A 24,127-nucleotide genomic window follows, 5' to 3' on the forward strand; every position below is an offset into this window, starting at 1 on the left:
GCACGGATCGGATGGGGGTTGCGGCCGGGACGGGGGTCCGGGCTAGGGTCGTAGACGTGGCGCGCCTGCTCCTTGGTTGCCGCGGCGGGGTCTGACCGACCGGCCCCTCGTCGCGGGTTCTCGGCGTGCGCCGGTCTTCCCTGATCGGCCCACACCTGGAGCATGTTTCTCGTGACCACCTCGCCCGATGCCTACACCTCCTCCTCGCAGAGCCGCCTGCGCACGCCGTCCCGGCCCGCGCCCGACGGCCAGCCCGTCTGGAACCCCCAGCTCGGCTCGCACCTGCCGGTCGACCGCTACCGGCCGTTCCACGACCTGGTCGAGCCGGTGTCGCTGCCCGACCGCACCTGGCCCGACAAGGTCATCACCACCGCCCCGATGTGGTGCGCGGTCGACCTGCGCGACGGCAACCAGGCCCTGATCGACCCGATGAGCCCGGCACGCAAGCGCCGCATGTTCGAGCTGCTCGTCCGCATGGGCTACAAGGAGATCGAGGTCGGGTTCCCGGCCGCGAGCCAGACCGACTTCGACTTCGTCCGCGAGATCATCGAGCAGGACCTGATCCCGGACGACGTCACGATCCAGGTGCTGACGCAGGCCCGCCCGGAGCTGATCGAGCGCACCTACCAGGCGTGCGAGGGGGCGGCGCGCGCGATCGTGCACGTCTACAACTCGACGTCGATCCTGCAGCGCCGGGTCGTCTTCCGCTCCGACCGCGCCGGCATCGCCAAGATCGCCACCGACGGGGCCGAGGAGGTCCTGCGGTTCAGCGAGAAGTACCCGAACACCGACTGGCGTTTCGAGTACTCCCCCGAGTCCTACACCGGCACCGAGCTCCAGTACGCCGTCGACGTCTGCAACGCCGTCAGCGGGATCTGGCAGCCGACGCCCGAGTCGCCGATGATCGTCAACCTGCCGGCCACGGTGGAGATGGCCACGCCGAACGTCTACGCCGACAGCATCGAGTGGATGCACCGCAACCTGGCGCGCCGCGACGGCATCGTGCTGAGCCTGCACCCGCACAACGACCGCGGCACCGGTGTCGCCGCAGCCGAGCTGGGCTACCAGGCCGGCGCCGACCGGATCGAGGGCTGCCTGTTCGGCAACGGCGAGCGCACCGGCAACGTCGACCTGGTGACGCTGGGGATGAACATGTTCACCCAGGGCATCGACCCGCAGATCGACTTCTCCGACATCGACGAGATCCGTCGCACCGTCGAGTACTGCAACCAGCTGCCCGTGGCCGAGCGCCACCCGTGGGGCGGCGACCTGGTCTACACCGCCTTCTCCGGCAGCCACCAGGACGCGATCAACAAGGGCTTCGACGCGATGCGGGCGGCCGCCGACGAGGCGGGTGTCCCCGTCGCGCAGCAGGCGTGGGAGGTGCCCTACCTGCCCGTCGACCCGAAGGACATCGGCCGCAGCTACGAGGCCGTGATCCGGGTCAACTCGCAGTCGGGCAAGGGCGGCGTCGCCTACATCATGAAGGCCGAGCACCAGATGGACCTGCCTCGGCGGCTCCAGATGGAGTTCTCCAAGGTGATCCAGGAGGTCACCGACTCCGAGGGCGGCGAGGTGTCCCCCAAGGAGATGCGCGACGTCTTCGAGACCGAGTACCTCGACCGCGCCACCCCGCTCAAGCTGATCCGCCACCGCCTGACCAGCGACGGCGAGGGTGCCGACGAGATCGTCGCGACCGTGCGCGTCGAGAACGACCTGCACGAGATCCACGGTCGCGGCAACGGCCCGCTCGCCGCGTTCGTCGACGGGCTGGCCGGCATCGGCTTCGACGTGCGGATCCTCGACTACCACGAGCACGCCATGTCCTCCGGTGACGACGCCCGCGCCGCCGCGTACGTCGAGTGCACGGTGGAGGGCAAGGTCCTCTGGGGTGTCGGCGTCGACGGCTCGATCGTGAGCGCGTCGCTCAAGGCGGTCGTGTCGGCGGTCAACCGCGCGATGCGCTGATCCCGTGGACCGGGCCGTGACGGCGGTGCGCGCCTGACCGCGCAGACCCCCGGTCACCGCGCAGACCACCGGCGCCCTGCGCGGTGACCCCACGGTCTGCGCGGTGCGCGGCGGTCTGCGCGGTGCGGCCGGTCAGCGCTCCGCGGCGCGGCCCTCGGCGAAGAAGGCGGCCAGAGCGGTGACGTCCGGCAGCTCGGACGCCGGGCGCAGCGCCCCGAAGTCCGCGTTCCAGAACGGCCCCTGCCGCGGGGTCCACGGGCCGACGTACGCGTACGGGTCCGGGTGGCCCGCGTCGCCCGGTGAGACACCGTAGTTCACCTCGTCGACCGTCAGCGCCAGGTCGAAGTGCTCGGGCCACAGCACCGGCTCGAGATCGGGGGCGAAGGCGCGCAGGGCGGCGTCACCGCGGGCGAACCAGTCGGCCAGCGCGGCGGCCGACACGGCGTCGACGGCGATCTCCTCGTCGAGACCCACACCGGAGGTGTCGGCGTAGGAGTCGGGCGCGCCCGGATCGGCGATCCCGGCGACGGCGGCCAGCGACCGGTAGGTGCCGGTCAGCGGGGAGCGGCCACCGTCCCAGACCAGGTCGGTGCCCTCCACCCGCAGCGGCACCGCGACGCCCCCGAAACCGCCCTGGGTCACCCTCAGCCGGATCGTGCCGTGCGCCCGGTGCTGCGGCCCGGCGATGATCAGCTCGGCCACCCCGTGCAACGAGCGGCGGGTCGGTCCGTCCATGAGTCCTCCCGTTCCGGCACCGCGTGTGCCGACTCCGGGAGCGTGGCAGAGGAACCGCACAATGACGCCATGCGACTTGCCCTGGCCCAGGTGGACGCCGTGCTCGGCGACGTCCCGGCCAACATCGAGCGCGCCGGACGGGCGATCGCCGAGGCCAACGACTCCGGCGCCGACATCGTGGTCTTCCCGGAGCTGTCGCTGACCGGGTTCTCCATGGCCGACATCGTCGAGGACGTGTCGATGCCGCTGGACGACCCGCGGCTCACCGACCTGGCGAAACAGGCCCGCGGCGGGCTGCTCGTCGGGTTCCCGGAGGCGCAGGCGCACGGCCTGCACACCTACAACAGCGCCGCCTACTTCGAGGGCGGGAAGCTGGTGCACGTGCACCGCAAGCTCTACCTGCCGAACTACTCGATCTTCGAGGAGCGCAAGCACTTCCTGCCGGGGCAGACCTCGCGCGCCTACCCCGTGCAGGGCGGCAAGCACCGCGCGGCCACCCTGATCTGCAACGACGCCTGGCAGCCGCAGCTCGCGTTCCTGTCCACGCAGGACGGCGCGATGATCATGCTGGTACCGGCCGCGAGCGCGCAGAGCATGTTCCCCGAGCACTACGACTCCCGCGACTACTGGCAGGGCATCACCCGGTTCTACGGGCGGATGTACCAGCTCTACGTGGTGTTCGTGAACCGCGTCGGCACCGAGGGGCAGCTGCGGTTCTGGGGCGGCTCGCACGTCGTCGACCCGTGGGGCGAGGTCGTCGCGGAGGGCAGGGGGTACGAGGAGCAGCTGCTCACCGTCGACATCGACGTCACCGAGGTCAGGCGCAGGCGTCGCGGCATACCGCTGGTGCGCGAGGCCCGCCTCGGCCTGCTGCGCCGCGAGATCGACCGGTTGCTCGAGGAGGGCGGCGACCTGTAGCTCAGGCCGTCGCGAACGGCTCCAGCGTGACGTCGGCGCGGATGCCGGCGAACTCCCGGTTCCAGATCGCGAAGTACATGACCTCCTCGTCGCTGCGCAGCGGCCAGCAGTCGGCGGGGGTCTGCGGCGGCGTCGCGGTGTCGGTGCCCGCCACCCGCTCCGCCGCGAGCGCGGCCAGCACCGTGCCCGCGCCCGAGCCGTCGCCGAACTGCTCCTTGCCGCGCCACAGGAGGTCCTCGGGCAACCAGCCCGTGAACGCCTCGCGCAGCAGCGCCTTCTCCGGACGGCCGCCGGTGCGCTGCTTCCACTCCGGCGGCAGCCCCATCGCCGTACGGACGAGCGCCGCGTCGAGGAAGGGCTCGCGGGCCTCGAGGCCGTGGAACATGGTGGTGCGGTCGCAGCGCTGCAGGTTGAGCCCGTGCAGCTGCTCCAGGCTGCGCACCAGCTCGGCGTGCAGGGCGTCGGGGTCGGCGAACTCGTCGGTGTGCATGTAGGAGTAGCCGGCGAACAGCTCGTCGGCGCCCTCCCCGGTGAGCACGACCTTCACCTTCTTCGACGCCTCGCGCGCGAGCAGCAGGTTCGGCACGGCGCTGCGGACCAGCGCCGGATCGAAGTGCTCGATGACGGTGACGGCCTCGTCGAGCGCGTCGGAGATGGCGTCGGCGGTGACCACGATCTCGTGGTGCTCGCTGCCGATGTGCCCGGCGACGCGCGCAGCGGCGATCAGGTCACCGCTGCCCGGCGTCCCGACGGCGAACGTCGGCAGCACCCGCCCGTGCGCCTCGCGGGCGGCGATGGCGGCCACCAGCGCGGAGTCGAGCCCACCGGACAGGAACACCCCGACCCCGACGTCGCTCATCATCCGCCGCTTCACCGCGGCGATCACCGCGTCACGGACCTCGTCGAGGTCGACGTTGTCCCAGGTCTCGTGCTGCGCCCGACGCGCGGGCCGCACCTCGACCGGGACGGCGTCGGCGAACCGCACGACGCCCGCACCCGCTGTCCACAGGGACCCCGGCGGGAACGCCTCGACGTGCGGGCGGTCGTCGTCGTCGAAGGCACGGAGCTCGCTGGCGAACAGGGTGACGTCACCGTCGCGGACCCAGTACAGCGGCTTGACGCCCATCGGGTCGCGCGCCACCAGCCCGCCGCCGTCGGCGGTGACCATCGCGATCGCGAACATCCCGTTCAGCGTGGCGACGGCCGCAGGCCCGCCGCGCATCACCGCGTGCAGTGCGGCCTCGGTGTCGGACCTGGACCGCAGCACCCCGTCGGGCAGGCGCGAGGTGAGCCGCTCGTGGTTGTAGATCTCGCCGTTGCCGACGATCCACACCGTCTCGTCGAGGTCGGTCAACGGCTGGTGCCCGCCGCTGACGTCGATGATGGACAGCCGCTGGTGGCCGAGCCACGCCCCGTCGACCTGCAGGATCCCGGTGTCGTCGGGGCCCCGGTGCTGGACGCGTGCGAGCATCCGCTCGCACTTGCCGGGGTCGATGTTGCCGTAGGCGGCCACGATCCCGCACACGATGTCCCACCTTCTCCCCCGGCCGTCGACGACCGCGGGAACCCAGCATGTCATCAGCCCGCGCCGTAGGCGGTGAACCCGCACCAGTTCACGAAGTGCCGGTGCTCCGCGGTGTCGAGACCGGCCCGCGCACGGTGCAGCGCACGGGCCGTCGTCGCCCCGACGGCCAGCTCGGCGTGCAGCGGCTCCATCAGGGTGACCGACTCCGCGTCCCCGACCGCCACGACGCTCGCCACGACACCGGCCGTGCCGCGGGCGAGCAGTGCGCCGACGAACCCGAGCACCTCATCGCCCGCGTAGGCGGTGTCGGCCGCGGAGTCGCAGGAGGCCAGGACGATCCGGTCCGGGGCGACGCCGCGCAGGTCCATCTCGTGCACCGTGAGCGGGCCGTCGGCCATGGTCAGCGCGGAGAAGATCGGGTTGTCGGCGCGGAGCACCCCGTGGCAGGCCAGGTGCACCAGTCCGGCCCCCGACATGGCCGCGACCACCGCGTCGGTCGTGGCCAGGTCCGGGGTGAGGACACGCGCCCCGGGGTGACGGGCGGCGACGGCGACCGCCTCGGCGGTGGCCCCCGGCAGGTCCGGCCCCGCGACGACGACCACCGGTCCACCGGTCCGCGCGCGGGTCCGGGTGGCCGCCCACAGCGACGCGGACGACGCCACCTCCACCGGCCCGCGGTGCAGCGCCGACCAGCTGACCCGGTGCGTGTCCCCGGTCGGGACCACCACCAGCGGCACGTCCGGGTCGAGGCCGAGGGCGGCGACGGCGAGCTCGCGCAGGCGGTCCAGCGCGTGCTCGGCACTCGCCCGAGCACTGCCGAGCGCGGCGGGCGAGCCGGGGCGGGTCAGCCTGCGCAGTGCGAACTGCAGGGCGTCGGCCTCGAAGCGCAACGGGGCCAGCGGGCCCAGCGGCACGGTCCGGGTCCGGGTCCGGTCGAGGAGGACCGCGACCAGCTCGGAACCGTGGCGGACGTAGGAGACGAGGGTGCGGTCGTCGAGCAGGTCGCGCACCTCGCGCGCGGACCGCGCCGAGCCCGGCGCGACGTCCGGGACCGACCGGCGCCACGTCGCCCGGCGGATCCGGGCCTCCCCCGCGGTCTGGCGATCGAGCAGCTCGGCCGGTTCCCGGCCGGTGTCGCGGCGGGCCTCGGTGATCTCGGTACGCAACGCGGCGAGCGCGGCCAGCTCCGCGCCGACGGCCTCCGGCACCGGTGGCGCCACCGCCAGCAGCGCGGCCGCCCGCGTGCGCTCGGTCCAGTCGAAGACCCGGCCGGGGCGGCCGGCCCGGAGGAGCACATCGAGGCCGAGCGCCCCGAGTTCCACGCCGTGTCCCGACGCCATCGCCCGCAGCTCCATCGACGCGAGCGCGGCGCGGTGCGCGGCGAGGTCGGCGAGCCCGGCCCGGCAGTGGGCGAGCACCGACGCGTCGTGGCGGGCGGCCGACGCCGCGAGAGCACCCGCGAGCCGGCCGCGCAGACGCACGAGTACCGCCCCGCCACGGGACCGCTCGTGGGCGGCGGCCCAGCGCGACCGGGCCAGCCCGACGTTCCCGCCCGCCGCCGCCATCCGTCCCACCACGAGGTCGGCCTCCACCGCCGCACCGACCATCCGCAGCCGCCCCAACACGTCGGCGGCGCGTCGGACCCGTCGGAGATCGGCCGGACCCGCGCCGCCCGCCTGCCGCGCCGCCTCGACGGCGACGACGGTGGCGAGCGCGGTCCACCCGACGCGCCGCTGCCGCCGGAACTGCTCGATCGCGCGCTCGGCGGCGACCGACGCGGCACCCACGTCCCCGGAGAGCAGGGCGATCTCGGCCAGCCGCAGCCGCGCCTCCGCCGCCATCAGCGGGACGTGGTGGCGCTCGAGCTCCTCGGCGGCGCGGCGGCACAGGTCGGCGGCCTCGGCCGGCACGCGCAGCGCGGCGAGGGTCTCCGCGTGCTCGACGAGCACTTCGCCGACCGGCAGCCCCGCGGCCACCATGAGCGTCTCGGCCCGCTCGAACTGGTCCAGCGCCTCGGCGACACGTCCGGACTGTGCGAGCACGATCCCGCGGTTGAGCACCGCGAAGGCCAGCAGTGCCGGCCCGACCCGGGGGGCCAGCTCGACGGCGAGGTCGCCGTGTCGCATCGCCTCCGGGGCGTGACCGAGCAGGGACTCCGCCAGCGAGAGGTTCGTGGCGGCCCGCATCCGCACGTCGACCGGGGCGTCCGGGGCGTTCACGACGGCCCGCAGGATCCGCGCCCCCTCGTCGATCCGGCCGACGTTGCACAGCAGGACGGCCTGCTTGAGGCTCAGGTCCGGGGCCGCCGCCGCGGAGACGAGGCTCGCGGCCCGGGCGAGGTCCCGACGGGCCGCGTCGGTGCGACCGAGCTCCAGGTGCACCGCGGCCCGGGTCGTCAACACCTCGCCGAGCCGGTGCGGGAGCCGCGCCCGCCGGGCGAGACGGGCCGCCTCCTGGAGCAGGCGCAGGGCGCGGACGTTCTCCTGCTGTGCCCGTTCGGCCCACGCGACCGCGCGCAGCGCCACGACCTGCGACTCCACCTCACCCGCGCGGCGGGCCTCGGCCAGCACCTGCCGCGCGACACCGGAGAACGCGGCCGGATCGCCCACGGTCCCGTCGTGGGCGGCGATCGCTCGTATCAGGAGGCCACCGGTGGGACTCTGCTCCACGGCACCGGTCATCGCACGATTCTGCCCCGACCGGCACGTCGTGGAGCCGACGAAAGGACACGCATGTCCCCGAAGATGCCGTTCGGCGAGAAGGACTACCCGGATCGCCGCACACCGGAGCAGCGCGACCGCGAGCAGGCCGAGACGCGGAAGCAGGTGCGGACGCTGGCCCGGCGGGCCGCGGACGACCCCGCGCGGCGGCGGCTGGTGGAGCGGCTGCGCGACCGTCGGGCCGGCGACTCCGACGCACTGCAGATCGAGCTGGTGCGGCGCGTGGGCGGGCCGGACGTCGTCGCCGCGTCGCAACGGCTCCTGATCCACGTTGACGACCTTCCGGCCGCGGAGTCGGCGCTCGCGGAGCGCGGCATCGTCGAGACGGCGCGCGGCGGGAACATCGTCCTGCTCCAGGTCCCGGGATCCGCGTCCGGGGACGGCATCGCCGGGCTCGCTGAGGAACTGCGGAAGGGCGGTGCCGACGTCGCGCTCGACCTCGTCGTGCCGCTCGGCGGCTGGGTCAAGGGCGAGGGCGGACCGGAGCCGACGGCGGGCCGGCGGGCCTTCCCCGCGGTGCGCATCGCCCAGGTCACGGACCCGCCGTTCGTCGCGGTCCTGGACACCGGCATCAGCAACGCGGGCCGCACGGACGGTTACCTGGGAGCGGAGATCGTTCCCGCCGACGTCGACCCGCTGGACGTCTTCCCGCAGTTCGGTCTGCTCGACGGCGACGCCGGGCACGGGTCGATGGTGGTCGGGATCGTCCAGCAGGTCGCGCCCACGACCCGCGTGGGCAGCTACCGGGTCGCCGACACCGACGGCGTCACCTCGTCGTTCGACCTGGCGCAGGCGATGCGGCTCGCGGCGGCGGACGGAGCCCGGATCATGAATCTCTCCCTCGGGACGGGCAGCGAGGACGGGCGGCCGCCCCCCGCTCTGCTGGACGTGGTCACCGAGCTCCTGGGCACGCGTCCGGAGCTGCTGATCGTCTGCGCCGCGGGCAACGACGGCTCGACGAACCCGATCTGGCCCGCCGCATTCGCCGCCACCCACTCCAACGTCGTCGCCGTCGCCGCGCTGCAGGCCGACGGGGCGGACGCCCGGTGGTCGACACACGGTCCGTGGGTCACCTGCTCGACCATCGGGCAGGGCGTCGCGTCCACCTACGTCGTCGGGAAGGAGGACGGCGACCTCATCGGTGACCCCGCCCCGGACTGCTACGAGGGACCGGACCCGTGGGCGGTCTGGACCGGGACCTCGTTCGCGGCCCCGCAGATCGCGGGGGCGATCGCCCGGATCTGCAGCGAGACGGGGCTGACCCCGCCGAAGGCCCTCGACGAGCTGAAGTCCCGCGCGACCCCCGCGGCCGTGCCGAGCACCGGCTACGGCTGGACGGTCGAGATCCTGCCCGGCACCTGAGCGGACCGACGACGGGGGCCGGCGCCGCGGTGCCGGCCCCCGTCGTCGGATCAGAGGACGGTCGAGGCCGACTCCGCCGTCGCACCCGCCGCAGTGCGGCAGCGCAGCGTCACCCGTCGCGGCTCCCGGGTCAGCTGCACGGAGAACCGGCCCAGTGCGTCGGCCGAGCCGGTGAACAGCACCTCGCCGTCCCCGAGCAGTTCCAGCTCCGCCTCCTGTGCGGGCACCAGCTGGCCCAGCATCCGCCGGCCCGCCGGCGCGGTGACCAGCTCGACCTCGATCGTCAGCGCACCGGCCTCGAACGTGAGGATCCGCGGCTGGGCGGACGCGCGGACGCCGACGGGAGCGTCGTCGAGCAGCGAGTCGTACGTCAGTGCGGCGATCTCCGCGTCGACCGTGCGCCAGGTGAAGGTCGCGCGGGCGGCGTGCAGCACCTCGGGCGGCGGTTCGTGCTGCGGGCCCAGGAGGGCGGCGAGCTCGTCGAGCAGGGCGGTGTCGTCGGGTTCGGTGCTCATCTCACGGGCCCCCCACGCCGTCGGCCGCGAGCAGCTTGCGCAGCCGTTCCAGGCAGCGGGCCCGGGTCGGTCCGATGCTGCCGATCGGCATGTCCAGCGCCGCGGCGACCTCCGCGTACGGCGGGGCGACGACCACCACCAGCCGCAGCAGCACCCGGCAGTTCTCCGGCAGCCCGTCGAACGCGCGCCAGAGTCGGCGGTCGCGGTCGCGGTCCAGCGTGACCGACTCCGGCGTCGGGGCGTCGACGTCGGGCTCCAGCCGCGACTCGTCCTCGGTCAGGACCTCCCGGCCGCGCAGGCGCAGCAGCCGCAGCGACTCGCGGCGCGCGGTCGTCGCCAACCACCCGCCGAGCCGCTCCGGCTGGGTGATCCGGTCGAGGTTCTCGACGAGCCGCAGCCAGGTGGTCTGCGAGACCTCCGCGGAGTCGGCAGGGCCCAGCCGGTGCGCGGCCGCGATCGACCACACCAGCCGGCCGAAGCCCGCGACCAGCGCGTCCCACGCGTCCCGGTCGCCGGCGGCGGCAGCGCGTACGGCGTCGGCCACTTCGGTCGGTTCCACTCGCCCCGTCCATGATCCACCCCGCCCGCGGTTCTCGCGGAGGGCAGACGGTAACGCAGCCGTCGCCGTTCATGTCCCACCTTCTCCCGGTGTCTCAAGGAGAGGGAGGAACGGGCGGGAGATACCGTACGTCCGGGTGAAGCCATGAGCCCGTTCGGCGTATCAGGCCTGCACGACCTGTGACCGGTAGCTCTCGATGATCTCCATGAACTCCTTGTGCTCGGGCGAGGGCACACCGAGGAAGTTCAGGGTGGCGGCGATCTCGAAGGCGACCGCGTCGAACTGCTCGGCGGTGATGGCGAGCTCGTCGTGCGCCCTGGTCATGTCCAGGCCGGGGTAGCACGACGGCCCGCCGGTCGCCTCGATCGTCCACGCCGTGACCAGGAACTTGTAGCCCGGTGCGTTCGCGGGGTCCCCGTGGTGGGCGTGCACCGCCTCGTTGGCGTTGACCGAGACGTTGGCGAAGAGCCGGTCGACGAGCACGTCGACGGCGCCCCCGATGCCGTAGGTGCCGCCCAGTCGCTCGTAGAGGGTCGCGTCAGCCATCGTGGATGCTCCTCGGTGCCGTGGTGGTGTGAGCACACTCACTGTCCCTCGACACCGAGGCTGCGCACAACAGAACCTGGCACAACAGGAATTTTCCTCACGACGGCCGGGTCAGCGGCCGAGGATCTCCGTGACCGATCCGGGCAGCTCCGGGGCGGTCACGGCGCCCAGCACGTCGTCGGCGGCGACGGCCTCGACGCGGTGCGGCTGGAGCACCCCGCTGCGGATGTCCTCCGCGAAGTGGCAGGCCACCCGGTGCCCGTCCGCTGCGCCGTCGACCACGCGCAACAACGGTCGCTCGTCGTCGCAGCGCGTGGGCTGGCGCCACGGGCAGCGGGTGTGGAACCGGCAGCCCGGCGGCGGCGCGGCCGGGGACGGCAGGTCGCCGGTGAGCAGGATGCGCTCGCGACGGTCCTCGAGCTCCGGGTCGGGGACCGGCACCGCGGAGAGCAGCGCGCGCGTGTACGGGTGCTGCGGGTCGTCGTAGAGCGCCTGGGACGGCGCCTCCTCGACGATCCCGCCCAGGTACATCACGCCGATCCGGTCGCTGACGTGCCGGACGACGGCGAGGTCGTGCGCGATGACCAGGTACGTGAGGCCCAGCTCCTTCTGCAGCCGCCCCAGCAGGTTGAGCACCTGGGCCTGCACGGAGACGTCGAGGGCCGACACCGGCTCGTCGGCGACGATCAGGTCGGGCTCGACGCACAGCGCGCGGGCGATCCCGATGCGCTGGCGCTGCCCGCCGGAGAACTCGTGCGGGTAGCGGCGCAGCGACGAGGCGGGCAGACCCACCTGCTGCACCAGCTCGCGCAGCCGCGCGTCGTCGGCCTCGGGGCCCTTCGACAGGCCGTGCGCCTTGAGCCCCTCCAGCAGCAGCGACTCCACCGACTGGCGGGGGTCGAGGCTCGACAGCGGGTCCTGGAACACCATCTGGAACCGTCGCCGCATCCGGCGGAGCTCCTCACCCTTCAACGAGGCCACGTCGGTGCCGTCGAAGACGATCGAGCCCGCCGTCGGGTCGACCAGGCGGAGGATCGCGCGGCCCAGCGTCGACTTCCCGCAGCCGGACTCGCCCACCAGCCCGTAGGTCTCGCCGCGCGCCACGGTCAGCGAGACTCCGTCGACGGCGTAGACGTGGCCGACGGTGCGGTCGAGGATCAGCCCGCGCTTGATCGGGAAGTGCACGGCGACGTCGCGGACGTCGAGCAGCGGCCCTGCTGTCGGGGTCTCGGTCATCTCACTCATTCCGCGGTCGCCGGAACGGGGTTGTGGCAGCGCAGCAACCGCCCGCCGCTGGTCTCCGCCTCGGGTGTGGTGGTGCGGCAGACGTCGATCGCGCGCGGGCACCGCGGTGCGAAGGCGCACGCGCTCGTCCACGGCAGGTTGTCGGCGACGGAGCCGGGGATGGCCACGAGGTCCTCCCCCGCGGGCGAGTCGAGCCGCGGGATCGAGCCGAGCAGGCCGTTCGTGTACGGGTGGCGCGGCGTGCCGAACAGGCGGTGCCGCTGCGCGCGCTCGACGATCCGCCCGCCGTAGAGCACGTTGACGGTCTCGCACAACCCCGCGACGACGCCGAGGTCGTGCGTGATCATCACCAGGGCGGCGCCGGTGTCGCGCACCATCTCCTTGAGCAGCTCCAGGATCTGGGCCTGGATGGTGACGTCGAGGGCGGTCGTCGGCTCGTCGGCGATGAGCAGCTTGGGCCGGCAGGCCAGCGCGATCGCGATGAGCGCGCGCTGGCGCATGCCGCCGGAGAGCTGGTGCGGGTAGGAGTCGAGGCGGCGGCGCGGGTCGGGGATGCCGACGCGATCGAGCCACTCGGCCGCCTCCGTGCGCGCGGCCTCCTTCTTCAGACCCCGGTGGCGCGTGAGCACCTCGGTGACCTGCACGCCGATCGGGACCACCGGGTTCAGCGACGACAGCGGGTCCTGGAACACCATCGACAGGTCGCGACCGCGCTTCTCCCGCATCGCGCTCTCGGGCAGGGTCAGGAGGTCGACGCCGTCCATCATCGCGCTGCCGGTGACGCGCACGCCGCGCGACGGGAGCAGCCGCGTGATGGCCATCGAGGTCACGGACTTGCCGCAGCCCGACTCGCCCACCAGCCCGACGATCTGCCCCGGCGCCACGTCGAAGCTCACGCCGTCGACGGCGACCGAGTCCGGCTCGCCGCGGCGGGTGAACGCCACGGTCAGGTCGCGGACCGACAGCAGCGGCTCGCCCGTGGGCGCACCGCCCGGTGACAACTGCTGCGAGGTCATCGGGTGCCCTTCGGGTCCAGCGCCTCGCGCAGCGACTCGCCCAGCAGTGTGAAGCCCAGCGCGATGAGGATGATCGCGCCGGCCGGGTAGAGGGCCAGTGCGGGCCGCACCTCGAGCAGTGCCTGCGCCTGGGCGAGCATCAGACCCCATTCGGCCCGGCCCGGATCGGCGTCGCCGAGCCCGAGGAACGACAGTGCGGCGGCGTCGAGGATGGAGGTGGCGAGTGTGAGCGTGGCCTGCACGACGACGGGCCCGATCGCGTTGGGCAGCATGTGCCGCAGCACCACCGCGGGCCGCTTGACCCCGAGCGCGGTGGCTGCCACGACGTGGTCGCTCTCCCGCTGCGCGAGCATCGAGCCGCGCAGCAGCCGGGCGAAGATCGGCACCCCGACGATGGAGACCGCGATGATCACCGAGGTCTGCGACGGGCTGGCGAACAGCGCCGCCACCGAGATCGCCAGCAGCAGGCTCGGGATGGCCAGGAGCACGTCGGTGACGCGCATGAGCACCGTGTCGACCCAGCCGCCGAAGGCCCCGGCCACCGTGCCGATGACCACGCCCACGACGAGGCCGATCAGCGTGGCCAGCACGCCGACCAGGAGCGTCTGCTGAGAGGCCAGGATGAACCGGGAGTAGAAGTCGCGCCCGAGCTGGTCGCTGCCGAGCGGGAAGCCCTCCTGCGGGCCGGGGATGGAGCCCGGGCGGAGGTCCTGCTGCAGCTGCGGGAAGGTCTGCGTCGCGTCGTAGGGCGCGATCAGCGGGGAGAACACCGCGACCACCACGAACACCCCGACGATCACCGCACCGGTGATCGCCACGGGATCGCGGCGCAGCCTGCGGAACGCCTCGGAGGTGAGGCTGCGGCCGCCGGCGAGGTCGTCGACCCGCTTGCGCTTGCGCTGGAGCAGCGTGGTCATCAGGAGAGCCTCACCCGCGGGTCGATGATCGCGTACGAGAGGTCGACGAGGAGGTTCACGAGCACGTACACCAGGGCCCCCAGCAGCAGGATCGCCTGCAGCCGCGGGTAGTCCCGCAGCGTGATGGCGTCGGCGAGCAGGGTGCCGATGCCGCCCCAGACGAAGACCCGCTCGGTGAGCACGGCCCCGGCGAGCAGCAGGCCCACCTGCAGGCCGATCGTCGTCGACACCGGGAGGAGGGCGTTGCGCAGCACGTGCCGTCCGCGGACGGTGCCCGGCGCGAGGCCCTTCGAGTTGGCCGTGCGCACGAAGTCCGCCCCCAGCACCTCCAGCACCGACGCCCGCGTGATGCGGACGATCACCGCGAGCGGGATCGTGGCCAGCGCGACGGCCGGGAGCACGAGGTGCGAGAGCGCGTCGAGGGCCGCGTCGAACTCGCGGGTGAGCAGGCCGTCGAGCACGGCGAACCCGGTGACGTCGGTGGCGTCCACCGCGACGGACTGGCGCCCGGACGGCGGGAACAGCCCCAGCTCGACCGCGAACACGGCCTTGAGGATGTAGCCGAGGAAGAACACCGGGACCGCGACGCCCACCAGCGTGCCGATCACGGTGGAGACGTCGAGCGGGCCGCCGCGCTTGCGGGCGGCCAGGTAGCCGAGCGGGATGCCCAGCAGGACCGCGATCAGCAGCGCCGCGACGGACAGCTCGATCGTGGCCGGCAGCGCCCGCCCGATCTCGGTGAGCACGGGCTCGCCGGTGATGGTCGACGTGCCGAAGTCCCCCGTGACCACCCGGCCCAGGAACTGGGCGTACTGCACCGGGATCGGCTGGTCGAGCCCGAGCACCCGTTCCAGGTTGGCGACGGACTCCGGCGTGGCGCGGTCGCCGAGGAACGCCGTGGCCGGCCCGCCCGGCAGGCTGCGCAGCCAGGCGAACACGAGCACCGACAGCAGCAGCAGGGTCGGGATCACCTGCAGCAACCGCCGCACGATGAAGCGCAGCACGAGCCCCCCTCTCTCCCCCTGTGGACGCACGAGGGTGGCACCGCCGCGTTCGGCGGTGCCACCCGGGTGTCGTCCGTCAGTTCTTGCTGACCGTCAGGAAGCGCTCGTCGGTCAGCGGGGAGGGGATCAGGCCGGTGACGGCCTCGGAGACCACGACGGCGGGCGGCGAGCTGGAGATCGGGATCGCCGGCAGGTACGCCATGATGTCGCGGTTGACCTGCTCGTAGGCCGCGTCCTTGGCCGCGGGGTCCACCGTGGCGTCGGCCGCGGTGATCGCACCGAACAACGCGTCGTTGGTGAAGCCGAACTCCGGCTTGGCCGCACCGAAGAAGGTGCCGACGAAGTTGCCGGCGTCGTTGTAGTCACCGGTCCAGCCGATGATGTGCAGGTCGTGCACACCGTTGACGTTCACGGAGTCGAGGTAGCCGCCGGCCCAGGGCTGCGCCACCGCGTTCACCGTGATGCCGACCTGGCGGAGGTTCTCCGACAGGGCCGTGAAGATGTTGGTCGGGTTCGGCATGTACGGCCGGGTGACCTCGGTCGGGTAGTAGAAGTTCAGGGTCAGGTTCGACTGCCCGGCCTCGGCCAGGAGCTGGCGGGCCCGCTCGGGGTCGTACGGGATCGCCTGGATGTCGTCGGCGTAGCCCGCGACGGTGTCGGGCATGAACTGGGTGGCGACCGAGGCACCCTCGGGAAGCTGGTTGCGCACCAGCGACTCCCGGTCGAGCGCGAACCCGATGGCCTGGCGGACGCGGACGTCCTGCAGCGCCGGGTTGTTCTTCTGGTTGATGCCGAGGTAGAGGACGTTGAACGGCGGGCGCACGAGGACCTGGTTGCCGTCGGCCTCCAGACCGGCCCAGTCGGCCGGGCTCGGGAGGTCGTAGCCGTCGATCGTGCCGGCCTGGAGTTCCTGGCGGCGGGCGTTCTCGTCGGGGATGACGCGGAAGATCAACCGGTCCAGCAGCGCGGGCTCGCCCCAGTAGTCGTCGTTGCGCACCAGCGTGATGGTGCCGCCGGCGCGGTCGTAGCTCTCGAACTTGAACGGGCCGGTGCCCGTCGGGTGCTCGGTGGCGTACGCGCTGTAGGTGAACGCCTCGCCGCTCTGTTCGATCGTGTCGGCGTCGTACTGCTGCAGCGCGGTGGGGCTGGAGATCGACAGCGAGGTCAGGCCGAACGCCGCCGGGAACGCACCCTTGTTGCGGTTGAGCTTGATGACCGCGGTGGACGCGTCGGGTGCCTCGCACGAGTTGTAGACGGGGTCACCGCCACCGGCGAGGTTGTTGGCGTAGCCGCCGAACGTGTCGGTGTAGTAGATCGCCTGGCTCTGCGCGGCCTCGTTGGGCAGGTTGAACCAGCGGTCGAAGTTGAAGCAGACCGCCGCGGCGTCGAACGGGGTGCCGTCGTGGAACGTGACGCCCTCGCGGAGCGCGAACGTCCACTCCGTGCCCTCGGCGTTCGGCGTCCACTCGGTGGCCAGCCCGGGCGCGAGGTCGGAGGTGCCCTGCGCGTAGGTGATCAGCGTGTCGAACATCTGCCGCGCGGGGCGGAAGGTCTCGCCGTCCGTGGCGAAGATCGGGTCGAAGTTGTCGGGCGCACCGGGCGCACCGAACACCATCGTGCCGCCGGCCTCGCCGGAGCCACCAGCGGCGGCACCGTCGTCCCGTTCGGACGTGGCGCAGGCGGCAAGGGTCACGGCGAGCAGGCCTGCTGTCAGGGCAGCGGACAGTCGACGGGCAGATCTCATGGACGGCACCTCTTCGTAGGAGACCCGCGAACGGTAATGGGGCCTCGTACTCAGCGGTAGGCGTCAGAGTCACGGTTGGGCCACGACCGCGCCGCTCCTGTGACCAGATGACGCCGTTCCGTCACGCCGGGTCGAACTCCCCCGCCTTCACCCCGCGGACGAACGCCGTCCACTCGTCGTTGGTGAAGGTGAGCGTCCGGGACCGATCGGCGTCCTTGGTGTCGCGCACGATCACCGAGCCGTCGGGCGACTGCCCGACCTCGACGCACTCACCGAGGTTGCAGAAGCTGCTGGTGCGGAACTCGATCATCTCGGCGACTGGCCCTTCGAGCGGGGAGCGTGCTTGTCGAGGTAACGACCGATCAGGGCCAGTGATGCGGTCTCCGTGAGCGCGTGGTCCAGTGCGTCGGCGAGCACATCCTGGTACAGCTCCACATCGGACTCCGCATCGAGGTAGCTGTCGCCCGCGTGACCCTCGACGAAGACGACGTCCGAGCCCATCGACCGGGGGATCTGGAGCAGGACGAAGCGGCCGGCGTGGGCCCGGAGCATGCCGACGTCGAAGGGCAGGACGCGGATCGTCACCGTCTCCAGGGAGGCCGCCGAGATCAGGTGCGCCAACTGCTCGGCCATCACCTCCGCGCCGCCGACGGGCCGGTTCAGCACAGCCTCGTCGAGCAGTGCGACCAGACGCAGAGGCGCGGGATCGACACGCCGCAGCGCCTCCTGCCGCCTCAGCCGCAGAGTCACGAGCCGGTCGATCTCGGCCGGGAGGTGGTGCGGGAGCAGCGCCGACAGGACGGTCCGTGCGTAGGCGGCGGTCTGCAGCAGGCCACTGACGACGGTGAGGTCGAACGAGCTCTCCACGGCGGCGTCGTTCTCCAAGGCGGCGTACCGACCGGGGGCGTCGAGCACGTACCGCTCGGGCGCGACGCCGTCGGTCAACGGCTCCCACCACCCGTGCTGCCGCCCGTCCTTCACCAGTCGCAGCAACATGTCCTGCTCGGTCTCGGAGGTGACGCCGTAGATGCGCATCAGCTCGCGGACGTCGGGGACCTTGGGCACGCCCTTGCCGGTCTCCAGCCGCGAGATCTTCGACGTGGAGCAGGTCATCAGCTCGGCGACGTCGTCGAGCGTCAGGCCGGTCTTGGCCCGGAGTCGTCGCAGCTCGGCACCCAGGCGACGACGGGAGCCGATCGGGCTCTGAGGTGCGGCCATGTCCCCTTCCCGGTTGCTGCACTGGAGTGAACGAAGGCGCTTTGCAATTGCACCAGGAACTGTCTTCGGGCAATCTAAGCATCAGCACCCGCAGTGGCGAAGCCGCCACACCGGGTGGCTGACATCCCCTCCAGGGAAGGAGGCCGACGTGACCGCTCACCAGCCGCACGCGCCCCGACCCGTCTCCGCCCCGACGGAACGCCCGCACCCCGGACTCCGTCGCCCGTCCCGGCCCGCACCGGGAACCTCCGACGCCCGGCGACCGCCGGTGCACAGTCGTCCACGGGAAAGGAGCACGTCGATGTCCGCCAAGAAGATCCGCCGATCGGCCGCGATCCCCGGGAGGTGGTCCCCGTGACCGTCGCCCTGATCATCGTCGGAGTCGGCATCATCGGACTCATCGCCGTCGTCGTCGGCATCGTCGACGCGGCCCAGGCCTCGGCCTGGCGCGAGATCGCGGCGCAACGCCGCGAGCAGTGGCTCCACCGTCAGCCCGAGTTCCACGGCGTCGACCCCGACGCCCGGGACGAGGACTGACCCTCCCCGCGGCCGGTCCCGGGGGGCGACCGGGCCAGGAGCCGGCCGTCGCGTCCCGCTACAGGGCGCGGCGGCCGGACAGGGCCCGGCCGAGAGTGAGCTCGTCGGCGAACTCGAGGTCGCCGCCCATCGGCAGACCCGACGCCAGGCGGGTGACCGACAGCCCGGGGAAGTCCCGCAGCAACCGCACCAGGTAGGTGGCCGTCGCCTCGCCCTCGGTGTTGGGGTCGGTCGCGATGATCACCTCGGCGATGTCGGCCTCGTCCGACGCCGGCCCGGTGCCGCCGAGCCGGGCGAGCAGTTCCCGGATGCGCAGACCGTCCGGCCCGATGCCGGCCAACGGGTCGAGCGCCCCGCCGAGCACGTGATAGCGCCCCTTGAACTCGCGGGTCCGCTCCACCGCCAGCACGTCCTTGGGCTCCTCCACGACGCAGACGATCGTGGGGTCGCGCCGGGCGTCGGCGCAGTAGCGGCAGCGCTCGTCGGCCGAGACGTTGCCGCAGAGGTCGCAGAACATGACGCCCTGCTTGACCTTCTGCAGCACCTCCTGCAGCCGGGACACGTCCACCGGGTCGGCCGCGAGCAGGTGGAACGCGATGCGCTGCGCGCTCTTCGGCCCGACCCCGGGCAGCCGGCCCAGCTCGTCGATCAGGTCCTGGACCGGCCCTTCGAACATCTCAGGCGCCGGGCAGCCCGAGGCCGCCCATCCCGCCGGCGAGCGGGCCCATCTTCTGCGCCTGCATCTCCTGGGCCGCGCGGGCGGCGTCGTGCAGGGCGCCCACGATCAGGTCCTGCAGCGTCTCCACGTCGTCGGGGTCGACGACCTTCGGGTCGATCTTCACCGAGTTCACCTGCCCGGCCGCCGTCATCCGCACGTGCACCAGCCCGTTGCCGGCCTGCCCGAGCACCTCGGCGGTGGCCAGCTCGGCCTGCGCCGACATGAGCTGCTCCTGCATCTGCTGCGCCTGCTGCATGAGCTGCTGCAGGTCGAGATCCCCCGGGTTCACGGCTGCTCCATGGGTAGGTCGGCTGGAGACTCCAGCCTACGGTGGGGCTCAGGTTGCGCGCCGGTAGACCACCCGCGCCACGATCTCGATCGCCAACACCCCCACCGCCGCGACGGCGAGGCCGGTGAGCATCGTCGGCGTGTGTCCGGGATCGAGGTCCCAGAACCCCTGCCCGAAGAAGATCGGCAGGAACAGTGCGTAGCAGAACGCGGCGATCGTGAACCCGATCATCACGACCTTCCACCACACGAACGGCCGGGCGACGACCACCAGCACCCATGTCGCGACGACGAACAGGGCGAGCACCGCCGCCGTGCTGTGCTGGACCTCGGTGGCTCCCGTGTCGCCGCGGACGAGCAGGTAGGTCACGAACGTCACCAGGCCCGCGACGATCCCGGACGGAACCGACAACCGCAGCACCCGGCGCACGAACCCGGTGCGGGCCCGCTCGGCATTCGGGGCGAGCGCGAGGAAGAACGCGGGGATGCCGATCGTCAGCGAACCGATCAGCGTCAGGTGCCGCGGCAGGAACGGGTACGGCACGCCGAGCGCGCCGATCGCGATGGCCAGGAACACCGAGTAGACGGTCTTGGTGAGGAACAGGTTCGAGACGCGCTCGATGTTGCCGATCACCCGCCTGCCCTCGGCGACGACGTACGGCAGCGTGGCGAAGGAGTCGTCGAGCAGCACGATCTGGGCGACGGCGCGCGTGGCCGGGCTGCCCGACCCCATCGCCACCCCGATGTCGGCGTCCTTGAGGGCGAGCACGTCGTTGACGCCGTCGCCGGTCATCGCGACGGTGTGCCCGCGCTGCTGCAGCGCGCCGACCATCTCCCGCTTCTGCGCCGGCGTGACCCGCCCGAAGACCGTGCCGGCCTCCAGCCGGTCGGACAGGTCGGCGTCGGTGAGCGTGCGGGCGTCGACGGGGGCGTCGGCGCGAGGCAGGTCCAGCGAGACCGCGACGGCCCCGACGGACAGCGCGTTGTCACCCGAGATCACCTTGACCTCGACGTCCTGCTCCGCGAAGTAGGCCAGCGTGCCGGCCGCTTCCGGCCGGACCCGCTGCTCCAGGACGACGAGCGCGGACGGGTCGACGGGCCCGTCCGGTTCGGGGCGTCGGCCCAGCAGCAGGACGCGCAGGCCGGTGGCCCCGATCCGCTCGGCCTCGACGCGCTCCGGCGACCCCTCCGGCAACAGCACGTCGGCCGCGCCGAGGACCCACGTGCCCTGCCCCTCGAACGTCGCGCCGCCCCACTTGCGCGCGGAGGAGAACGGGACGGTCCCGGTGACCGTCCAGCCCGGGTCGGGGCAGCCCTCGACGACCGCGGCGAGGCTCGCGTTGGGGCGCGGATCGGCGGCTCCGAGCGCTCCGAGCGCCGCGCGCACGTCGGCGTCGTCGGGACGGACCTCCGACAGGCGCATCCCGTTCTCGGTGAGCGTGCCGGTCTTGTCGGCGCAGACGACGTCGACGCGCGCGAGCCCCTCGATCGCCGGGAGCTCCTGCACCAGGCACTGCCGCGCGCCGAGCCGCACCACACCGACCGCGAACGCGATGCTGGTGAGCAGCACCAGCCCCTCGGGCACCATCGGCACGAGCGCGGCGACCATGCCGCGCAGTGCGTCGTCGACGTCGCCGCCCGCCGTGCGGAACTGGCTCCAGATGATCAGTGCGGCCGCCGGGACGAGGAGCCAGGTGATCACCCGCAGGATCGTGTTGATCCCGTCGCGCAGCTCGGAGCCGACGAGGGTGAACCGGCTGGCCTCCTCCGCGAGCTGCGCGGCGTAGGCCTCGCGGCCGACCTTCGTGGCCCGCTGCGCCCCACCGCCGACGGTGACGAAGCTGCCGGACAGCAGGGGGTCGCCGACCTCCTTGTGCACGGCGTCGGACTCGCCCGTGAGCAGCGACTCGTCGACCTCCATGCCCTCGGCGGCGAGCACCACCCCGTCGACGACGATCTTGTCGCCCGGACCGAGGTCGATGACGTCGTCGAGCACCACCCCGTTCGGGGCGAGCTCGACGATCTCGCCGTCGCGGCGCACCCGCGGCCGGGCCTCGCCCACGATCGCGAGCCGCTCCAGCGTCCGCTTCGCCCGCAGTTCCTGCACGATCCCGATCAGCGTGTTGATGATGATCACGAACCCGAACAGGCCGTCCTGGATCGGGCCGATCACCAGGATGATCGCGAACAGCACGCCGACGATGGCGTTGAAGCGGGTCAGGACGTTGGCGCGGATGATCTCGGTGACGCTGCGGCCGGCCCGCGACGGCACGTCGTTGGTCTGCCCCGCGGCGACTCGTTCGGCGACCTGCGCCGCGGTGAGGCCGTGCAGGACGTCGGGCTCGGCAACCGTCACGTCAGCGGAGCCTACGCAGGACGGGGGCGGCGCCGAATCGGACATTCGGCCGAGGGATCAGTGCTGGTCGAGGGCGCGGGCACCGAGCTGCGTGGTGAGCAGCTCGATCGCCGCCTCCTCGGGGTCGCGACGCTCGGCGGCAGGAGTGGACGGCACCGCCGCGGCCTCCGCGATCATCGACTCCTCGTCGTCGGGCGGGGCGTCCTCGGGCGGCGGTTCGGGCGGCAGCGGCGTGCCGTCCTCGGGGGCCGTGGACCGCCGTACGGGCGGCGGGCGGCGCGGCGGCGGCGCGGCGGGCGGGGTGGGACCGGTGCCGCGCGGGGCGGATGCCGCCGGGGTGCCGCCGTCGCCGTGCTCGCAGCGCACCCGCCAGCTCACCCCGAGCACCGCGTGCAGGGACTCGGCGATGACGTCGGTGTTGCTCTGCTCCGAGAGCAGCCGCGCCAACGGGGCCGTGCCGATGCTGAGCACGAGGGTGTCGTTCTCCACGGCCCGGACCGTGGCGCTGACCAGCAGGGCCGCGGTGCGCTTCTTGCGCTCCTTGGCCGCCGAGAGGATCTCCGGCCACACGCGGCGCACCGCGGCGGCGTCGAGCCCGGACGTGGGCGGCCGCGCGGGTTCCGGCGGCACGGCCGGTTCCGGGGCGGACGCTTTCGGGGCGGCCGGTTCCGGGGCAGGCACGTCCGGAGCGGGCGCCTGCGGTGGGGCGGTGCGCAGCCGGGCTGCGGTCTCCGAACGGGGCTGGTCCGAACGCGATGGAGCGACCGGCTCGCGAACGGCCGCAGGCTCCGGGTCGACGGCGGCAGCGACCCGGTCGGATGCTGCGGGCTCCGCGCCGGCCTCGGCGGCGGGGTGGGCGGTGACGTCGGCACGTGGCGGCACGGGCTCCCGGGCCGGCGCGTCGGAGGCGGGCGGAGTGGCCGGCGTGTCGACGGCGGGAGCACGGCCCGCGGCGGCCGGCGCGGCCTCGCTCGCCCGCCGGAAGGTGCGGCCCGACGCCGACCCGGTCCCGTCGGCGGGCGCCTCGACCCCGGACGTGGCGGCGATGTCGGATCGCCGCTCCAACCGCTCGAGGCGCTCCAGCATCCCCGGCTCGGCGGTGCTGGCGGCGGGCAGCAGCATCCGCGCGCACAGCAGTTCGAGCAGCAGCCGGGGCGCGGTGGCGCCGCGCATGTCGGTGAGGCCGGTGTGCACGATCTCGCCGTAGCGGGCCAGCGTGGCCGGGCCGATCCGGTCGGCCTGCTCGACCATCCGCGCCACCTCGTCGGCCGCAGCCTCCACCAGCCCGCGCTCCGCGGCGTCGGGGACGGCCTGCAGGAGGGTGACGTCGCGCAGCCGCTGCAGCAGGTCGGAGGCGAAGCGGCGGGGGTCGTGACCGGCCTCGACGAGGCGGTCGACGGTCTCGAAGACGACCGGCCGGTCACCCGCCGCGAGCGCGTCGACCATGTCGTCGATCAGGGCGACGTCGGTGACCCCCAGCAGCGCGACGGCCCGGTCGTAGGTGACACCCTCGGATCCGGCGCCGGCGAGGAGCTGGTCGAGCACCGACAACGAGTCGCGCGCCGATCCCCCACCCGCGCGGATGACCAGCGGGTACACCGCGGGGGCGACGACCGCACCCTCGTCGGCGCAGATGCCCTCCATCAGGCGACGCAGCGTGCCGGGCGGGATCAGCCGGAACGGGTAGTGGTGGGTGCGCGAGCGGATGGTCGGGAGGACCTTGTCCGGCTCCGTCGTGGCGAACACGAAGACGAGGTGCTCCGGTGGCTCCTCCACGATCTTGAGCAGGGCGTTGAAGCCCTGCGTCGTGATCATGTGCGCCTCGTCGACGATGAACACGCGGTAGCGCGACTCGGCCGGGGCGAAGAAGGCGCGGTCGCGCAGCTCGCGCGTGTCGTCGACACCACCGTGGGAGGCGGCGTCGAGCTCGGTGACGTCGATGTTGCCCGGGCCGCCCGGCGCGAGTGCGATGCACGACGCGCACACCCCGCACGGGTCGGGCGTGGGGCCCTGCACGCAGTTGAGCGAACGGGCCAGGATCCGGGCACTGGAGGTCTTGCCGCAGCCGCGGGGCCCGGAGAAGAGGTAGGCGTGGTTGATCCGCCCGGCCGCGAGCGCGGTGCTCAGCGGCTCGGTGACGTGCTCCTGCCCGACGACCTCGGCGAACGTCGCCGGGCGGTACTTGCGGTACAGAGCCAGCGCCACGGTCGCGAGGCTACCCACCGACCCCGACGGG

General features: G+C 73.0%; 21 protein-coding genes. 4 read left to right on the forward strand and 17 right to left on the reverse strand.

All coding sequences use genetic code 11. The features are described from left to right. Positions 1 to 162: 162 nt before the first annotated feature. The gene (gene leuA, locus I4I81_RS22510) at positions 163 to 1,968 is read left to right on the forward strand and encodes a 2-isopropylmalate synthase (protein ID WP_218600946.1); all 1,806 of its coding nucleotides are present in this window, start codon (positions 163 to 165) and stop codon (positions 1,966 to 1,968) included. Between the two features lie 132 nt (positions 1,969 to 2,100). Here leuA and I4I81_RS22515 read toward each other — a convergent pair whose 3' ends face one another. After that, positions 2,101 to 2,703 (reverse strand): hypothetical protein, encoded by a 603-nt coding sequence (locus tag I4I81_RS22515; protein ID WP_218600945.1) that lies wholly within the window; start codon positions 2,701 to 2,703, stop codon positions 2,101 to 2,103. A 69-nt stretch (positions 2,704 to 2,772) separates the two neighbouring features. On the opposite strand from I4I81_RS22515, the gene I4I81_RS22520 reads away from it, so the two are divergent. Continuing rightward, on the forward strand, positions 2,773 to 3,621 hold the full coding sequence (locus I4I81_RS22520; protein WP_218600944.1) for a nitrilase-related carbon-nitrogen hydrolase: 849 nt from the start codon (positions 2,773 to 2,775) through the stop codon (positions 3,619 to 3,621). A 1-nt stretch (position 3,622) separates the two neighbouring features. On the opposite strand, the gene asnB is transcribed toward I4I81_RS22520, so the two are convergent. Together asnB and I4I81_RS22530 are read right to left on the reverse strand one after the other, a co-directional pair. Next, positions 3,623 to 5,146, reverse strand: coding sequence for an asparagine synthase (glutamine-hydrolyzing) (asnB, locus tag I4I81_RS22525; RefSeq protein WP_226363514.1), 1,524 nt, complete (start codon positions 5,144 to 5,146; stop codon positions 3,623 to 3,625). Positions 5,147 to 5,199: 53 nt separating this feature from the next. Beyond that, the gene (locus I4I81_RS22530; RefSeq protein WP_218600942.1) at positions 5,200 to 7,827 is read right to left on the reverse strand and encodes a CHAT domain-containing protein; all 2,628 of its coding nucleotides are present in this window, start codon (positions 7,825 to 7,827) and stop codon (positions 5,200 to 5,202) included. Between the two features lie 51 nt (positions 7,828 to 7,878). On the opposite strand from I4I81_RS22530, the gene I4I81_RS22535 reads away from it, so the two are divergent. Next, positions 7,879 to 9,228, forward strand: a complete 1,350-nt coding sequence (locus tag I4I81_RS22535; RefSeq protein WP_218600941.1) for a S8 family peptidase — start codon at positions 7,879 to 7,881, stop codon at positions 9,226 to 9,228. A gap of 50 nt (positions 9,229 to 9,278) precedes the next feature. On the opposite strand, the gene I4I81_RS22540 is transcribed toward I4I81_RS22535, so the two are convergent. The 10 genes from I4I81_RS22540 to I4I81_RS22585 form a co-directional block, all read right to left on the reverse strand. Continuing rightward, positions 9,279 to 9,743, reverse strand: a complete 465-nt coding sequence (locus I4I81_RS22540) for a hypothetical protein (RefSeq protein WP_218600940.1) — start codon at positions 9,741 to 9,743, stop codon at positions 9,279 to 9,281. Between the two features lies 1 nt (position 9,744). Then, the gene (locus I4I81_RS22545; RefSeq protein WP_226363515.1) at positions 9,745 to 10,302 is read right to left on the reverse strand and encodes an RNA polymerase sigma factor; all 558 of its coding nucleotides are present in this window, start codon (positions 10,300 to 10,302) and stop codon (positions 9,745 to 9,747) included. A gap of 162 nt (positions 10,303 to 10,464) precedes the next feature. Beyond that, on the reverse strand, positions 10,465 to 10,848 hold the full coding sequence (locus I4I81_RS22550; RefSeq protein WP_218600939.1) for a group I truncated hemoglobin: 384 nt from the start codon (positions 10,846 to 10,848) through the stop codon (positions 10,465 to 10,467). Positions 10,849 to 10,959: 111 nt separating this feature from the next. Next, on the reverse strand, positions 10,960 to 12,084 hold the full coding sequence (locus I4I81_RS22555) for an ABC transporter ATP-binding protein (protein ID WP_218600938.1): 1,125 nt from the start codon (positions 12,082 to 12,084) through the stop codon (positions 10,960 to 10,962). 5 nt (positions 12,085 to 12,089) lie between these two features. Then, on the reverse strand, positions 12,090 to 13,109 hold the full coding sequence (locus I4I81_RS22560) for an ABC transporter ATP-binding protein (RefSeq protein WP_218600937.1): 1,020 nt from the start codon (positions 13,107 to 13,109) through the stop codon (positions 12,090 to 12,092). After that, positions 13,106 to 14,026, reverse strand: coding sequence for an ABC transporter permease (locus I4I81_RS22565; RefSeq protein ID WP_218600936.1), 921 nt, complete (start codon positions 14,024 to 14,026; stop codon positions 13,106 to 13,108). The genes I4I81_RS22560 and I4I81_RS22565 overlap by 4 nt, the downstream gene beginning before the upstream one ends. Next, entirely contained in the window at positions 14,026 to 15,030 is a 1,005-nt protein-coding gene (locus I4I81_RS22570; protein WP_218600935.1) for an ABC transporter permease, read from the reverse strand. Before I4I81_RS22570 ends, I4I81_RS22565 begins: the two co-directional genes overlap by 1 nt. Positions 15,031 to 15,106: 76 nt before the next feature. Continuing rightward, positions 15,107 to 16,774, reverse strand: coding sequence for an ABC transporter substrate-binding protein (locus I4I81_RS22575; protein ID WP_218600934.1), 1,668 nt, complete (start codon positions 16,772 to 16,774; stop codon positions 15,107 to 15,109). A gap of 121 nt (positions 16,775 to 16,895) precedes the next feature. Beyond that, positions 16,896 to 17,084: a DUF397 domain-containing protein gene (locus I4I81_RS22580; protein ID WP_218600933.1), complete on the reverse strand. Its 189-nt coding sequence runs from the start codon at positions 17,082 to 17,084 to the stop codon at positions 16,896 to 16,898. Beyond that, entirely contained in the window at positions 17,081 to 17,992 is a 912-nt protein-coding gene (locus I4I81_RS22585; protein WP_218600932.1) for a helix-turn-helix domain-containing protein, read from the reverse strand. Before I4I81_RS22585 ends, I4I81_RS22580 begins: the two co-directional genes overlap by 4 nt. Positions 17,993 to 18,346: 354 nt before the next feature. On the opposite strand from I4I81_RS22585, the gene I4I81_RS22590 reads away from it, so the two are divergent. Next, positions 18,347 to 18,529 (forward strand): hypothetical protein, encoded by a 183-nt coding sequence (locus tag I4I81_RS22590; protein ID WP_218600931.1) that lies wholly within the window; start codon positions 18,347 to 18,349, stop codon positions 18,527 to 18,529. A gap of 58 nt (positions 18,530 to 18,587) precedes the next feature. Here the strand turns inward: I4I81_RS22590 and recR are convergent, their stop codons facing one another. Genes recR through I4I81_RS22610 form a run of 4 tightly spaced genes read right to left on the reverse strand, consistent with a single transcriptional unit; the run spans position 18,588 to position 24,096 of the window. Beyond that, on the reverse strand, positions 18,588 to 19,205 hold the full coding sequence (gene recR / locus I4I81_RS22595) for a recombination mediator RecR (protein WP_218600930.1): 618 nt from the start codon (positions 19,203 to 19,205) through the stop codon (positions 18,588 to 18,590). A gap of 1 nt (position 19,206) precedes the next feature. After that, positions 19,207 to 19,536, reverse strand: a complete 330-nt coding sequence (locus I4I81_RS22600; RefSeq protein ID WP_267461531.1) for a YbaB/EbfC family nucleoid-associated protein — start codon at positions 19,534 to 19,536, stop codon at positions 19,207 to 19,209. Positions 19,537 to 19,584: 48 nt separating this feature from the next. Further along, positions 19,585 to 21,936 (reverse strand): HAD-IC family P-type ATPase, encoded by a 2,352-nt coding sequence (locus I4I81_RS22605; protein ID WP_218600929.1) that lies wholly within the window; start codon positions 21,934 to 21,936, stop codon positions 19,585 to 19,587. A gap of 12 nt (positions 21,937 to 21,948) precedes the next feature. Beyond that, on the reverse strand, positions 21,949 to 24,096 hold the full coding sequence (locus I4I81_RS22610) for a DNA polymerase III subunit gamma and tau (RefSeq protein WP_218600928.1): 2,148 nt from the start codon (positions 24,094 to 24,096) through the stop codon (positions 21,949 to 21,951). Positions 24,097 to 24,127: the final 31 nt, after the last annotated feature.

Origin of the sequence: Pseudonocardia abyssalis (assembly GCF_019263705.2) — a bacterium.
Classification (GTDB): Bacteria; Actinomycetota; Actinomycetes; order Mycobacteriales; family Pseudonocardiaceae; genus Pseudonocardia; species Pseudonocardia abyssalis.

What these genes read in the sequence shown, in the direction of transcription:
- I4I81_RS22585 (WP_218600932.1), bottom strand. Translation starts at nt 17,992, where the DNA reads ATGGCCGCACCTCAGAGCCCGATCGGCTCCCGTCGTCGCCTGGGTGCC.
- I4I81_RS22565 (WP_218600936.1), bottom strand. Translation starts at nt 14,026, where the DNA reads ATGACCACGCTGCTCCAGCGCAAGCGCAAGCGGGTCGACGACCTCGCC.
- I4I81_RS22575 (WP_218600934.1), bottom strand. Translation starts at nt 16,774, where the DNA reads ATGAGATCTGCCCGTCGACTGTCCGCTGCCCTGACAGCAGGCCTGCTC.
- I4I81_RS22535 (WP_218600941.1), top strand. Translation starts at nt 7,879, where the DNA reads ATGTCCCCGAAGATGCCGTTCGGCGAGAAGGACTACCCGGATCGCCGC.
- I4I81_RS22530 (WP_218600942.1), bottom strand. Translation starts at nt 7,827, where the DNA reads ATGACCGGTGCCGTGGAGCAGAGTCCCACCGGTGGCCTCCTGATACGA.
- I4I81_RS22550 (WP_218600939.1), bottom strand. Translation starts at nt 10,848, where the DNA reads ATGGCTGACGCGACCCTCTACGAGCGACTGGGCGGCACCTACGGCATC.
- I4I81_RS22540 (WP_218600940.1), bottom strand. Translation starts at nt 9,743, where the DNA reads ATGAGCACCGAACCCGACGACACCGCCCTGCTCGACGAGCTCGCCGCC.
- recR (WP_218600930.1), bottom strand. Translation starts at nt 19,205, where the DNA reads ATGTTCGAAGGGCCGGTCCAGGACCTGATCGACGAGCTGGGCCGGCTG.
- leuA (WP_218600946.1), top strand. Translation starts at nt 163, where the DNA reads ATGTTTCTCGTGACCACCTCGCCCGATGCCTACACCTCCTCCTCGCAG.
- I4I81_RS22515 (WP_218600945.1), bottom strand. Translation starts at nt 2,703, where the DNA reads ATGGACGGACCGACCCGCCGCTCGTTGCACGGGGTGGCCGAGCTGATC.
- I4I81_RS22605 (WP_218600929.1), bottom strand. Translation starts at nt 21,936, where the DNA reads ATGTCCGATTCGGCGCCGCCCCCGTCCTGCGTAGGCTCCGCTGACGTG.
- I4I81_RS22520 (WP_218600944.1), top strand. Translation starts at nt 2,773, where the DNA reads ATGCGACTTGCCCTGGCCCAGGTGGACGCCGTGCTCGGCGACGTCCCG.
- I4I81_RS22560 (WP_218600937.1), bottom strand. Translation starts at nt 13,109, where the DNA reads ATGACCTCGCAGCAGTTGTCACCGGGCGGTGCGCCCACGGGCGAGCCG.
- I4I81_RS22580 (WP_218600933.1), bottom strand. Translation starts at nt 17,084, where the DNA reads ATGATCGAGTTCCGCACCAGCAGCTTCTGCAACCTCGGTGAGTGCGTC.
- I4I81_RS22555 (WP_218600938.1), bottom strand. Translation starts at nt 12,084, where the DNA reads ATGACCGAGACCCCGACAGCAGGGCCGCTGCTCGACGTCCGCGACGTC.